Source organism: Erythrobacter epiphyticus (assembly GCF_034653295.1).
Taxonomy (GTDB): Bacteria; Pseudomonadota; Alphaproteobacteria; order Sphingomonadales; family Sphingomonadaceae; genus Erythrobacter.
Genome location: NZ_JAYEEU010000006.1, coordinates 129,230 through 141,673, shown reverse-complemented (window position 1 = coordinate 141,673; position 12,444 = coordinate 129,230). Strand labels below are relative to the sequence as shown.

General features: G+C 59.7%; 9 protein-coding genes. 6 read left to right on the top strand and 3 right to left on the bottom strand.

Translation table 11 applies throughout. The features are described 5' to 3' along the window. Positions 1-135: 135 nt before the first annotated feature. Positions 136-1,182, bottom strand: a complete 1,047-nt coding sequence (locus SOQ14_RS05025; RefSeq protein WP_322896965.1) for a cell wall hydrolase — start codon at positions 1,180-1,182, stop codon at positions 136-138. Positions 1,183-2,304: 1,122 nt separating this feature from the next. Here SOQ14_RS05025 and SOQ14_RS05020 point away from each other — a divergent pair. The 3 genes from SOQ14_RS05020 (at position 2,305) to SOQ14_RS05010 (ending at position 7,508) form a co-directional block, all read left to right on the top strand. Beyond that, entirely contained in the window at positions 2,305-3,009 is a 705-nt protein-coding gene (locus SOQ14_RS05020) for a thermonuclease family protein (protein ID WP_322896964.1), read from the top strand. A gap of 159 nt (positions 3,010-3,168) precedes the next feature. Next, entirely contained in the window at positions 3,169-5,859 is a 2,691-nt protein-coding gene (locus tag SOQ14_RS05015; RefSeq protein WP_322896963.1) for a hybrid sensor histidine kinase/response regulator, read from the top strand. Positions 5,860-6,278: 419 nt separating this feature from the next. Continuing rightward, the gene (locus tag SOQ14_RS05010; RefSeq protein WP_322896962.1) at positions 6,279-7,508 is read left to right on the top strand and encodes an EAL domain-containing response regulator; all 1,230 of its coding nucleotides are present in this window, start codon (positions 6,279-6,281) and stop codon (positions 7,506-7,508) included. A 7-nt stretch (positions 7,509-7,515) separates the two neighbouring features. Here SOQ14_RS05010 and SOQ14_RS05005 read toward each other — a convergent pair whose 3' ends face one another. Continuing rightward, positions 7,516-7,926, bottom strand: a complete 411-nt coding sequence (locus SOQ14_RS05005) for a response regulator (RefSeq protein ID WP_322896961.1) — start codon at positions 7,924-7,926, stop codon at positions 7,516-7,518. Positions 7,927-7,935: 9 nt separating this feature from the next. Then, the gene (locus SOQ14_RS05000; RefSeq protein ID WP_322896960.1) at positions 7,936-8,559 is read right to left on the bottom strand and encodes a response regulator transcription factor; all 624 of its coding nucleotides are present in this window, start codon (positions 8,557-8,559) and stop codon (positions 7,936-7,938) included. A 368-nt stretch (positions 8,560-8,927) separates the two neighbouring features. Here SOQ14_RS05000 and SOQ14_RS04995 point away from each other — a divergent pair, with 368 nt between their 5' ends. From SOQ14_RS04995 to SOQ14_RS04985, 3 genes are all read left to right on the top strand, one after another. Next, complete coding sequence (locus SOQ14_RS04995; RefSeq protein ID WP_322896959.1) at positions 8,928-9,575, top strand: PilZ domain-containing protein; 648 nt, start codon at positions 8,928-8,930, stop codon at positions 9,573-9,575. Between the two features lie 83 nt (positions 9,576-9,658). Beyond that, positions 9,659-11,989, top strand: coding sequence for a PAS domain S-box protein (locus tag SOQ14_RS04990; protein WP_322896958.1), 2,331 nt, complete (start codon positions 9,659-9,661; stop codon positions 11,987-11,989). Then, on the top strand, positions 11,990-12,409 hold the full coding sequence (locus SOQ14_RS04985) for a response regulator (protein WP_322897052.1): 420 nt from the start codon (positions 11,990-11,992) through the stop codon (positions 12,407-12,409). Positions 12,410-12,444: the final 35 nt, after the last annotated feature.

Here is a 12,444-nt window from a genome sequence, read left to right as displayed (position 1 = left end):
TGTCCTTGCAGGGGCTGCGGATTTTTTATCACTTTCTTACTGTAATCAGATGCTTTCCGCCCCGTGCCGACCGCCCATTTGCACGCGTTCCGCAAGGTTGCAGCCCTGCTCCCCTGCTGCATTCTCATGGGATCGTCAGTCTGGCATGATGTCCTGCCCGGCAACGAGCGCTTGTCCGGCTCTCTCTTTCAGCCGCGATCCGCTCGCGATCAATTGTGATTCACGCACGTTGAGGTTGGTTAACGGCGGTGTAGCCACTTTGGGACGCGCCGCTGCCTGCGTTGACGAAAACTGTCCGGCAGGTGCGACGTCCGCATCGTTGATCGAGAGTGTAGCGGGGCTGAGAAGGGGATTGGAAGCTGAGTGCGCTGCTGCGAGCAGGTGGCCTGAAAGAGCGGTCTGCGCACTAAGCGGCATGACTTCGTTGAACGCATACTGGTCGGTAAAAGCCGATGGACGAGACCAATTCTCGTTCCATTGATAGAAGATGTGCGATCCGATCGTCGTCAGCTTGGTCAATTTAGGTGCCCAGTATGGCAGCACATAGGATGCGTGATAGTGAGTGGCGTGCCCAACTCTTGTCTCGACCAGTCCGCTCAGGGCATCGGCGGCGACTGATTGTGCACGGAGCCAAAGCCTTTTTGACGGGGCTCGCGCCAAGGAACCGTCACAAGAGAACGTAAACTGGCATCCAGTGGCACGCTCCGAGCCTTGAAAGACGACACCGCACACCGAATTAGGGAAGGCTGGATGCCTCACTCTGTTCAGGATGACCTGAGCAACGGCACGCTGTCCTGTCAGCGGCTCATTTGCCGCTTCATAGTAAATCGCCGCGGTCATGCAATCCAGGGCTGAGGCATGGGTGAGCGAATCGGCCCCAACGGCCGGCAGCGAAAATCCCAGCGCGGCGACCGCAAGTTCGGGACGGGCTGGGATCATTGCGTTGATCGCTTCCGTCTGCCGTTTTTGGGCCGGTGTTCCCGTGAGATCCTCAATCTGGGTGAACCGCGCAATGGGACTGACCTCACGTCGAAGGCTGACGCCCCACTGCGCTGAAGCCGACGGTCCTGCTACCAGGATAAAGGCTGCGGTCAGAGCCCAGATGACGGCGGTGTTCCCACGCTTGCCAATAGACTGACGTGACCTGGTTGCAAAAGCGACTTTCGGGCTTGTCATCGGCATAGCACTTCCTCCCCCCTTACGGGAGCAGTCGAACCCTCGCTTGGAGCAAAAAATTTAGCAAAAACCGGCTGACAGTCAAATATTTCAACGCAATAACTTATTGCACGTTTCACATTCGGACGGTGCCGGAAAAAGAGATAAGATAGAGGATAAATCGTTTTTAATCAATTGTTTGGTAAAGCTGCCACACGACTGTGGATCATCCGTCTGTTCAAAAAGACTCGGACCAAATTCTAGGGGATCGGTTTGGCTCTCGCATGACCGGTAACGCAGCTTTTCCCATGCTTTCGCCCGCGCTTACCATTCGGTTCGCGATGCCAAGACCATTCCAAATGCGATCGGAACAGTCTGCCAGAATCTTCAACCAACCAGGCAGGCCCAATGCGAATTGGTTTCAGCCAAGACCAGAATGGCCCGGCCAACCACAGGCTTTCGCGGCTTCGTCTGCCTCCCAAGTTGTTACATCAAAAAGTGTTATCCTGCATTGACTTCCGTCACGCATCTCCCACTCGTACCGAACTTCTTGGCGCTTGCTTTTTTTCCTATCCACCTCGATGACTCCCACCTTGGGCAGGAAGCACTATCCAGTGCTGTCGCTTCTTAGAAGTGAGAAAATCAAAGCTGTTTCTTTACTAGACAAGATTCTCAGCTTTTTTAAACCTTCAAAGGCGAAAGGCGTACGCTCCACTCAAAGTGTTTGCGTATGAGGCAACGTAGCCGCTTGCAGCCATGGTCGCGCGCTTGCGGTTGCGTGTGGCTCTCGTTGGCGTGAGCCGTCATCATCCTCAAGATTGGCCTGCGCCCGGATAGGTTCTGGGATAAGCGACATTTATATATATTTCAATATAATAAGACCCGATCCGCATTTCAGGCAAACAAGAACGCACGGTGTCTTCCCGTACATTCATAGATCCTTGCCAATAATGCCCTAGATTCTCGCCCCTGTGAGACAGCAGAGATTCGCTTCTGTTGGCGCAAGGGAGGGAAAAGGTGGAGCGCTTTGCTTCTGAACATCGCAAGACAACGCGGTTTCTGGGATCGATTGTCTCCGATTTAAGTGCTTGTTTTTCAGAACGATATCTCATCCGCTTCCTGGTGGAGAGCAGTCGCACGCCAAAGCCGATGGCCTTTATGCTGGCGGCCCTGCTCGCCGCGATCAGCGCTGCGGCAGCGCCTTCGGCCCAGGCGCAAGCGCTGCAAGGGCCAGCGCGGGTGATTGATGGCGATTCCCTCGCCGTGGCCGGCATGCAGGTGCGGATTTTCGGCATTGATGCGCCCGAAGGCGATCAGCCGTGCTTCGATAATGGCGCGACTGTGCCTTGCGGGCAAATGGCCAAGGATGCGCTTGACTCGCTGATCGGGACATCACCGCTGACCTGCCTCGGCAAAGGCACGGATGCCTATGGGCGGATGGTGGCCGTCTGCCGCATCGGGACGGCTGATCTCGGGCAGGCTCTGGTCGAGGCCGGGTGGGCGATGGCCTTCCGCAAATACAGCGATGACTATGTCGCGGCTGAAGCGCGCGCCCGGGCGAGCAAAAGCGGCATGTGGCAGTGGGATTTTGCTACCCCTGAAGCCTATCGCATGGCCAAGCAGGCGGCCCAAAGCCCGCAGCGCGATCGCCGCGCGCAGGCCCGCGCGGCGGCCGCACCCCGCAGCGCGGCGCGGCAAGGCCCCTGCGTTATCAAGGGGAACCATTCGCGCCGCGGCGCCTGGATCTATCATCTACCGGGCATGCCCTATTACGAGGCAACCCGTCCCGAGGCGTGGTTCTGTTCTGAAGAAGAAGCGCAGGCCGCCGGCTATCGCCGCGCCATCGTGCGCTAGCAGCACTCCGTCCGCCGCGCGCTATCATCGCTGCCGTGCCAATTTCCTTGCGGCACACCCAAGGCTTGGTGCATCACGCTTGTCACGCTGCGGCAAGGGCTTTGCCCTTGGCAAGGTTTTGCAGGCAGCGATCAATCCGCACTGGGGAGTGGGGCGGGAATGGACGAGGCGTTCTACACCGGCATGCTGGATGCCATCACCGATGGCGTGCTGGTGTTTGGCCGTGACCGGCGGATTACCTTCTGCAATCAGGCCTTTCTCGACATCACCGGCTTTGATCGCGGCGAACTTGATCATGCCTTGTGCGCGATCATCCAGGGTGCGGACACGGATCCGCAAACCATCGCAGCGATCGACGAAGCCCTCGCCAAAGGCCAGCCCTTTGATGGCGAGATCCTGAATTATCGCAAATCGGGTGAGACCTTCTGGAACCACCTGTCGTTCAAGCCGATGACCGATGCCACTGGCGCCGTTACCCATTTTATCGGCATTTCGCGCGATGTGACAGCCAACCGCACTGTGCGGACCCGCTATTCCCAGCTTGAGCGCGATTACCAGTTCATTTTCGAAAATGTGCTGGCCGGGATCATCATTCACGATCCTGACTCGCGCATTCGCTACATCAACCCCAAGGCGCGGGAGATGCTGGGCCTCAGCGGGGTGACGCCGCTTGATCGGACGAATGAGGAACGCAACTGGGAGTTCCTGCGTCCCGATGGGTCGCCCATGCCGGTTGAAGAACGCCCGTTCAACCGGGCGATGCGCGAACGGGCCACGGTGCGCGGCCTGCTGATGGGGCGCAAGCATCCGGTCGATGGCAATATTGTCTGGGCGCTGTGCAACGCCTTTCTCGCCACCGACGAGGACGGCAAGGTCGCCGCCGTGCTGGTGAGCTTCACCGATGTTTCGCGGCTGATCGAGAGCGAGCAGGCCGCCCGCGCCTATCGCGAACGCTTCGAACTGGCGGCCAGAGCCAGCCAGGACGTGATCTTCGAATGGAATATCGAAACCAGCTCGTTCTACGCCAACGAAGCCTTCCGCAATGTCTATGGCTATGATCCGCCCGAGGTGATGGGGCCGGACAATCTCGACGCGCGCAATGCGATCAGCGGCAGCGAACATGCGGTGCGCGACGTAACGCTCAAGGCAATTGCTTCGGGCGAGGAGCGGTTCTCGGTCGATCACTCGATCAGCCGCCCGGATGGATCCATCGGCCATATCGTGATCCGCGCCTTCATTGTGCGCAATCCCGATGGCAAGGCGGTGCGGGTGATCGGCACGGCCACCGATGTCGGCCAACTCACCGCCGCGCTCGCGGATCTCGAAGCCTCCGAAACCCGCTTCCGGATCATTGCCGATACGGTCAGCGACATTCTGTGGGATCACAATCTTGAAACCGGGAAATCCTGGGTCACCCCTGACTGGGGCACCAAGCTGGGGCTGGAGGAACCGCCTGCCCCCTTCGAGGCGGCCCACTGGATGGAGCGGATCAGCCCGGCTGATGTGACTGAGACCTTCCAATCCTACAGCGCCGCGCTGAAATCGGGGGCGGGGCAGTGGGAGAGGGAATACCAGATCATCGGTGCCAACCAGCAGAAGATCGATGTTGTCGCCAAAGCGACGATCCTGCGTCACCCCGATGGCAAGGCCTATCGGGTGTTGGGCAGTGTGCGCGATATCACCGCCATCAAGCGCCAGCAGGAAGGCTACACCCGCGCCCGTGCACTCCAAGCCGTGGGCCAGCTGACGGGCGGCATAGCCCATGACTTCAACAACCTGCTGATGATCATCCAGGGCAATGCCGAGCTGTTGGAAATGAGCACGCTGGCCGAGCCCGATGCCGAAAGCGTGGCCTTGATCAATCATGCGGCCGAAAGCGCGGCCGCGCTGACCCGCCGCCTGCTGGCATTTTCCGGCCAGACCCGGTTCGAGACCCGCTGCGTCGATATGACCGCGCTCCTCGACAGCGTGTGGCCGCTTCTGCGGGCCGGCTTGCCCGAAAGTATTGCGCTTACACTGTCTGTGGGTGATGGGCTGTGGGAGGCCAACGTCGACGCCAATGGACTCGAACAGGCGATCATCAACCTGGCCATGAACGCGCGGGACGCGATGCCCCATGGCGGTGAACTGGCGATCGCCTGCGAGAACCACGTGGTGACCGCCGATATGCTGCCCCATGATGCCGGCCTCGCGCCGGGGCAATATGTCGTCCTGTCCGTCTCCGATTGCGGGGTCGGGATGTCGTCAGGGATCATTGCCAAGGCCTTCGAACCCTATTTCACCACCAAGGAATTCGGCAAGGGCACGGGGCTGGGCCTCAGCACGGTCTATGGTTTCGCGGTGCAATCGGGCGGTGGGGTCACGATCACCAGCGAAGAGGGGCAGGGCACGAGGGTCAAGCTCTATCTGTCAGCTTGTCCCGGCTGTGTTGTGCACCCAAGCGAGAGCCGCGCTGACGTGCTGCAAGAGGCTCCCCCTCCCCCCAAGCGCATTCTTGTGGTTGAGGATCAACCCGAAGTGCGCGCCCATGTCGAAAAGCTGCTCGGGCGGCTTGGCTATGCGGTGGTGGCGGCCAACAATGCCGTGTCCGCCCTGGCCCTGTTGCAAAAGGGGGAAGCGTTTGATCTGCTGTACACGGATATCATCATGCCGGGCGGGATGAACGGCCAGGAACTTGGCGAAGCGGCTGCGGCCATCGCACCCGACATGAAAGTGCTTTACACCTCGGGCTACCCGGCTGCGGCTTTCGAGCATCTGGGCCTGAAGGACCAGAGCAGGATCGCTCTACTGCGCAAGCCTTACAAGGCCAACGAGCTCAAAGATGCGATTTTGCGCGTGCTGGCGGAATGATTTCGCAGTTTTCAAGAACGTTGGCGCGCGTTTGTTCAGTAGTCCTGCGGACATTCCCTTCACGCTCCATGGGATAACCACCAGCTAAGGCCCGAATAGTTGATGAAAACGGCTGTTGTGCTGGCCGCTTGCCTGTGGCCGGCATGGCAGAATGTTTTGCGGCGCTCCCCGTTGGTACCCCCAAGGCCTTGCCCGCATCGGGTCTGGCCAAACAGCGGGTCCGGATGCCCTGTCGAACGCAAGTTCACGGGCATCCGGGATTGCCCCGGAAGCGCTGGCGGGGGGGCATGCCAACAAGCAGCAACCTGCGCAATGCGCTTCGCTGCTGCACGCCTGAGTGTGTTTGCACAAACGTCAAGACATCCGGCCAGATGTTGCTTATGAAGCGAGCGCGAAACATAAATCCGCAGGAGAGCTTGTTGTCTGGTCGGCCGGAATCGAGAGCGGTTGAGGGGTATCCGGCGCGCCGCTTGCTCGTGCTGGATGACGATGCGGCGGTCCGTGACACCATTGCCCTGATGGCAAAACGGCTCGGCGCCGAAGTGCGGGCGTGCTCCACTCTTGTCGAATTTGAAGCGCTGCTTGCCAGTTTTGGGCCGGACTTGCTGCTGATCGATCTGATGATGCCGGAGGTGGACGGGATCGATGTGATTGCGCGGCTTGGCCCTCATTGTAAGGCGGCGATCTATGTGATGACCGGGGCGGATAAGCGCACCTTCGAAGCCTCGCGCGGGGTCCTGCAAGCGGCCAAGGCAGAAATTGCCGGTTTCCTCCATAAGCCGTTTTCCGCGCGCGAACTGCGTCAGGTGCTTGAACGCGCGAGCATCGCCCTGCCGGATGCCTCGCCCCTGCTTTTGCGCGATCGGTCCGCTGATCTGCTGTCTCCCGGTGAATTCGAGAAGGCGGCACGTAGCGGTCAGATCGGGCCTTATTTTCAGCCGATCTTCTATGCCGATGGGCTCCGCCTCAAAGGGTTTGAAGCCCTGCTCCGCATCTCGGGCCAGAGCACCGGTTATTTCGCGCCCCAATATCTCGAACAATTGGTCCACGATGATGATCTTTCTACCTCCGTGACCGATATCGTCATCGAGAAATCGCTCGCATTCCTCGCCGATCTGACCACCGCGCCTGATCTGTCAATCTCGATCAATATCTTCGGGGTCCACGCCGTGGCTGATGGCTTTCGCGAACGGTTGGCGGAACGCTGCGCCCATTACGCGATCGCACCCAGCCGGGTAATCCTCGAACTCAGCGAGGCCACGCTGTTCGAATTCGACGAGCTCGATTTCCGCAAGGTCACGCAATTGCGACTGGCCGGGTTCGGCCTGTCGATTGATGATTTCGGCACTGGCAATTCCTCGCTTGGCCGCCTTGCCAGCCTGCCTTTTTCCGAGTTGAAGATCGACAAGTCCTTCTGCCTCGCTTTGCCCGGATCGGAATCCGCTGAAGCCGTGATCGAGGCCTGTATGGGGATTGCGCGCAAGCTCGATATGACCGTGACCGCCGAAGGGGTTGAGGATGGCGCAATCGCCGTCCGGCTCGCCGCGATGGGATGCCACGCCCTGCAAGGCCATTTCTTCGGGCAAGCCATGCCCGCGCAGGTCGCGGCGCAATGGGTGCGGGCGGGTTGCCCCGGAAAGCCCGCCTGAAGCGGTCCTAGCTGTGAGGGGGTGGCGGCTTTGTCTGCGCGCAGGCATCGAGCGCTGTTTGCAATTCTTCAAGCGAGACGGGCTTTCGCAAAAACCTGATAGGGCCAATGGTAACAGCAGCCTTGGCCACAAAGCAGCCTTCGACATTGGGAATACCGCCCATGTAAGCGCCACCGCCCGAAATGGCGATGATCGGGACATCGCCCAGCGGGCTGCGCTTGATCATCCGGATCAATTCGAGACCTTCGATATCGGGCATGAAGATGTCGGTGATGATGACATCGGGTTCGAGTTCGCTCTGGCCCGACATCAGCGCTTGGATATCAGTGATGCGTTCCGTGGCATGGCCCAGCTTGCGCAATTGCCGTTCAAGAGTGCGCGCGGTCATCGGATCGTCATCCTTGAACAGCACGCGCATGACGCGATCCTAGCTCCCTTCCACCGCGCGGAAAAGCCTCGCAATGTTGATAAGCCGGCCATCGCCGATCTTCTGGATGGCGTGATGGCGGTGCGACTCTACGGTGCGCACACTGATGTTGAGGTGGGCGGCGATTTCCTTGCTCTGCATGCCATCGCTGGCCAGTCGCATGATCTCGCGCTCGCGGGACGTCAGACTATCGATGATCTCGCGTGCGTTCTCGCTGCTGTATTCCGGATCATGGGATTTGGCCCGCGTGCTCAACGCCGCGCGCAGCTTGGCGGCAATCTGCTCGAATGAACCCGGCTTCTCGATGAAATCGGTGGCCCCTAGGCGCATGGCTTCGACGGCAAGGGGAATATCCCCATGCGAGGTGAAAAACACCACCGGAATGCTGCGGCGACGGTGCGGAATGGCCTTCAGCGTTTCGATACCGTCCATGCCGGGCATGCGCATATCGAGCAGAATGCAATCGGGCTCGAGATATTCGAGCGCATCGAGCAGATCCTGCCCGCTGGCAAAGGGGTGTGCGCGAAAACCATGCGCCGCCAAGCCGCGGCCCACAGTTGTCCGCACATCACGTTGATCATCAACAATCGCGACCAGCGGACTTTCAGCAGTTGCGGTTTTCATCCGGACATCTCCGACAGGGGAAGTCCCGTTCCCCGCAGCGTGCGTTACCTTGATCCCAGCAGTCGGTCACCATGCAACAAGTTTTGAACTATCGTATTGAAAATCATGGAAAAATAACCGCTGCACATTATCATCTGCACGATCACATCTTGCCTGAACAAGTGTCTTAAGGCCTACATCAAACTCAGTAGGCCAGCAAATGAAACTTCTGCCGCAAACGGGAGGTGATCGTCCATTCGGTGAACAAGTGGTTAGCCGGGTTTGTGGGCTGATACGGCCATGAGGGCGAAGAAATGATAATTCTGAGCGGTTTATTTCGCTAGCCAGACCTGCGGACACTGATCACCCTAGGGGAAAGGGATCATCATATGATGGAACGGCGCAAGACCGAGCGCAGCATCGCCACATTCAAGAGTGCCTACGTCATCCATGATGGCGCGATCCACTTTGTCACGCTCAGAAACATCTCGCTTTCCGGCATCTGTTCCGATGCCTTTCCGGGCGTTTGCGTGGGGGATGCCATCGCGTTCTGCTATGATTGCGAAGGGCCGAAATCGGGCGTGGTGCGCTGGGTAGCCAATGGCCGCTTTGGGGTCAGCGCGGAAATCGGCAAGCTTCCTGGCACTGCACCGGGAAACCAGCGCCTGCGCTCGGTCCGGTTGCCGCTGTCGCAGACGGCAAGCCTGTTCTGCGGCGGTCGCCACGAACAGGTCGCGGTGCACAACCTGTCGCTGCGCGGAACCTGCATCGATGCCGTCCCGGGGCTGGCGATCGGGCAGTTGGTGTCGATCAGCATTGGCGGACAAAGCTTCGAACAGGCGACGGTGCGCTGGCACGCGGGTGGGCGGGCCGGCATCTGTTTTGCCAAGCCCGTCGCGCTGCAGCATTTCCGTGACCTGGTCGTCCGGTTGCAGAACCACGGCGCGGGTGCTGCGGCTGCCGTGCCGCTGCAGGTTTCGCACACGCGGCCCGAGCTCACGCTTGCAAACACCAATCCCGTTAGTTCCGCCGCCTAACCGAAGGAGCGCAGCGTTGCTTAACTTTATTGCGAAACCCTGGGGCACGACCTAGGCGCCGCAGTCAAGGGCAGGGGGATGGCATGGTCGAATTGCAGCAGGGCTTCGATTGGCTTCCTCTGTTTGCGCTTGATCGCGTGTCGGATTTTGTGATCATCACAGAAGGTGACGCCGACAGCGACGGTGGCCCGCGCATGATCTATGTGAACCGTGCGCTGATGGAGACGACCGGCTACGCCGAGGCGGAGCTGATCGGGCAGTCCCCGCGCATCTTTCAGGGCGAGAACACCGACAAGGCCACGTTGGCACGGGTCAAGGCTCGGCTCAAATCGGGCCTTACCGTGCGCGAGGAGGTGCTCAACTACACCAAGGAAGGCCGCCCCTACTGGACCGAACTCAATATTGCGCCGATCCGGGATGCGGATGGCAAGGTTCGCTTTTTCCTGTCGGTGCAGCGCAATGTCACCGAAAAGCGCCTGGCGCTTGCCGCGCGCGAGCGGGACCGGCGGCTGTTCTCGGCCGGCGAGATCATCGGCGATCTCGGCACGTGGAGCTTTGATCTCGGCGATGATCGCATCTTGTGGTCGGACGGGGCCTACACGCTCTTCGATCTCGAAAAGGGCCATGCGCCGGCCACAGCCGAAGACCATCTGAGATTTTTCGCCCCGGCTGATCGTCTGGTGATGGTCGAACTGATGGAGCGGTGCATTCGCGATGCCGTGCCGTTCGAGCACGAGTTTGCCGGGCTCACCGATAAGGGGGCCCCGCTGCGACTGGTGATCCGCGGCGAACCCTTGCTGGGGGATGACGGAAAGACCACCGCGGTTGTCGGCGCCATTCGTGACATCACCGGCCAGCAGCGGGTGCTTGACCGGCTGATCGAAACGCTCACGCACAGTCGCAAGATGGAGCGCTATTTCGCCAGCGCGCGGCAGGCGGCGAAGATCGGTACGTTCGATTATTCGGTCGGGCAGGATCTGCAATATTGGTCGGACGAGCTGCTCGAGATGACCGGGCTGAGCGACCGGCCATGGCCCGCTCCGGCCGAAGCGTTCGTTTCCGGGATCGATCCGGCGGACCGGCCCGTGTTCGATGAATTGTTCGGCCGGGCGATCGCGCAAGGCGAAGATTACAGCCTGACAATACGGTTTCATCGTCCTGACGGCGAGGTGATGAACATGCATATCATCGCCGAAGTGCATGACGAGGATGGCGACCGCCGCATTGTCGGCATTGCGCGCGATGTCACCGAGGAAGTCGCCGCCTCCAACCTGCTCAAGCTTCAGCAAGAGCGCTTCCGCATCATCGCCGACACAGTAAGCGATGTGCTGTGGGACTTCGATATCGAGCAGAACAGTTGCTGGGTTTCACCCAGCTGGTCGGAAAAGCTCGGGTTGGTGGTCGACACCAGCCAGTTTGTTCCGGGGAGGTGGGCTGATTTTGTGGCCCCGGAAGATCGCGAGGAAACCTGGGCCTCGCTGATCGAAGCCCTGAAATCCGATACCCCGGTATGGAGCCGCGAATTCAGGGTTGTGGATACCGAAGGCAGGCGGGTCGATGTCGAGATCAATGCTTCGATCCTGCGCCACGAGGATGGCCGGGCCTATCGCCTGCTCGGCAACCTGCGCAATGTGACCCAGCAGAAACGCTTGCGGGAAGGCTTCACCCGATCGCGGGCCCTTGAAGCCGTCGGCCAGATGACAGGCGGCGTCGCGCATGACTTCAACAACCTCCTCATGATCATCCACGGCAATGCCGAATTGCTGGCGATGAGCCAGCTTGATGAAGAGGATCGCGAATCCATCCAGTTGATCACCAAGGCATCGGAAGCGGCTGCCAATCTGACAGCCAAGCTGCTGTCCTTCTCCGGCCAGACCCGGCTCAACAACACCCATCTCAATCTGCGCGATCTGATGGACGAATTGCTGCCGCTGCTCAAATCAGGGCTGACGAGCGCGATCACCATCGAAAGCGACATTGCCAGCGACATTCGCGATATTGAAGTCGATGCGACCGCGTTGGAACAGGCGCTCATCAATCTGGCGGTCAACGCCCGCGATGCCATGCCGACGGGCGGCAAGATCATCATAGCAGGGAACAACCACCTCGTCACGGATGAGATGGTGGGCGCGACCTATGATCTTGCGCCCGGCGATTATGTCTGCATCAGCGTTTCCGATAATGGCGTGGGCATGAGCGATGAGGTGATCGCCAAGGCCTGCGAACCGTTTTTCACTACCAAGGATGTGGGCAAAGGCACCGGGCTGGGACTGAGTTCGGCCTATGGCTTTGCCCGGCAATCGGGCGGCGCCTTGCAGATCACCAGCGAGCTTGGCCATGGCAGCACGATCAAGCTCTATCTCCCGGTCAGCACGAACCAGCAGGTGGCGCGCGATCCGGTGAGCGAGACCTAGATCGAAGGCAATGCCAAGGGGATCACGGTCCTGGTAGTCGAAGATCAGCCCGAGGTTCGGCGCCATGTCGAAAAACTTTTGACTCGCGCCGGTTACGAGGTCGCCAGTGCCGAGGATGCCAGTGCAGCCTTGGCCCGTCTCGAAGCGGGCGAGGTCTTCGATGTGCTGTTCACCGATGTGATCATGCCTGGCGGCATGAACGGCGTGCAGCTTGCTGATGCCGCGTCCCGGATCCTGCCCAAGATGAAAGTCTTGTTCACATCAGGCTTTCCGGCGAGCGCCTTTGCCGAAGTCGGTGTCCATGCATGGGAAGGGTTTGATCTTCTCCAAAAGCCATACAAGGCGATTGATCTGATCTCTGCCGTCAAGGGGATTTCCACGACAATCCGTCCGCGCAGAAAGGCAAAATCATCCCCTTGATCCAACCGGACCAGGCCGCACCATATCATGTCGAT

What these genes read in the sequence shown, in the direction of transcription:
- SOQ14_RS05025 (WP_322896965.1), bottom strand. Translation starts at nt 1,182, where the DNA reads ATGCCGATGACAAGCCCGAAAGTCGCTTTTGCAACCAGGTCACGTCAG.
- SOQ14_RS05020 (WP_322896964.1), top strand. Translation starts at nt 2,305, where the DNA reads ATGGCCTTTATGCTGGCGGCCCTGCTCGCCGCGATCAGCGCTGCGGCA.
- SOQ14_RS05015 (WP_322896963.1), top strand. Translation starts at nt 3,169, where the DNA reads ATGGACGAGGCGTTCTACACCGGCATGCTGGATGCCATCACCGATGGC.
- SOQ14_RS05005 (WP_322896961.1), bottom strand. Translation starts at nt 7,926, where the DNA reads ATGCGCGTGCTGTTCAAGGATGACGATCCGATGACCGCGCGCACTCTT.
- SOQ14_RS05000 (WP_322896960.1), bottom strand. Translation starts at nt 8,559, where the DNA reads ATGAAAACCGCAACTGCTGAAAGTCCGCTGGTCGCGATTGTTGATGAT.
- SOQ14_RS04995 (WP_322896959.1), top strand. Translation starts at nt 8,928, where the DNA reads ATGATGGAACGGCGCAAGACCGAGCGCAGCATCGCCACATTCAAGAGT.
- SOQ14_RS04990 (WP_322896958.1), top strand. Translation starts at nt 9,659, where the DNA reads ATGGTCGAATTGCAGCAGGGCTTCGATTGGCTTCCTCTGTTTGCGCTT.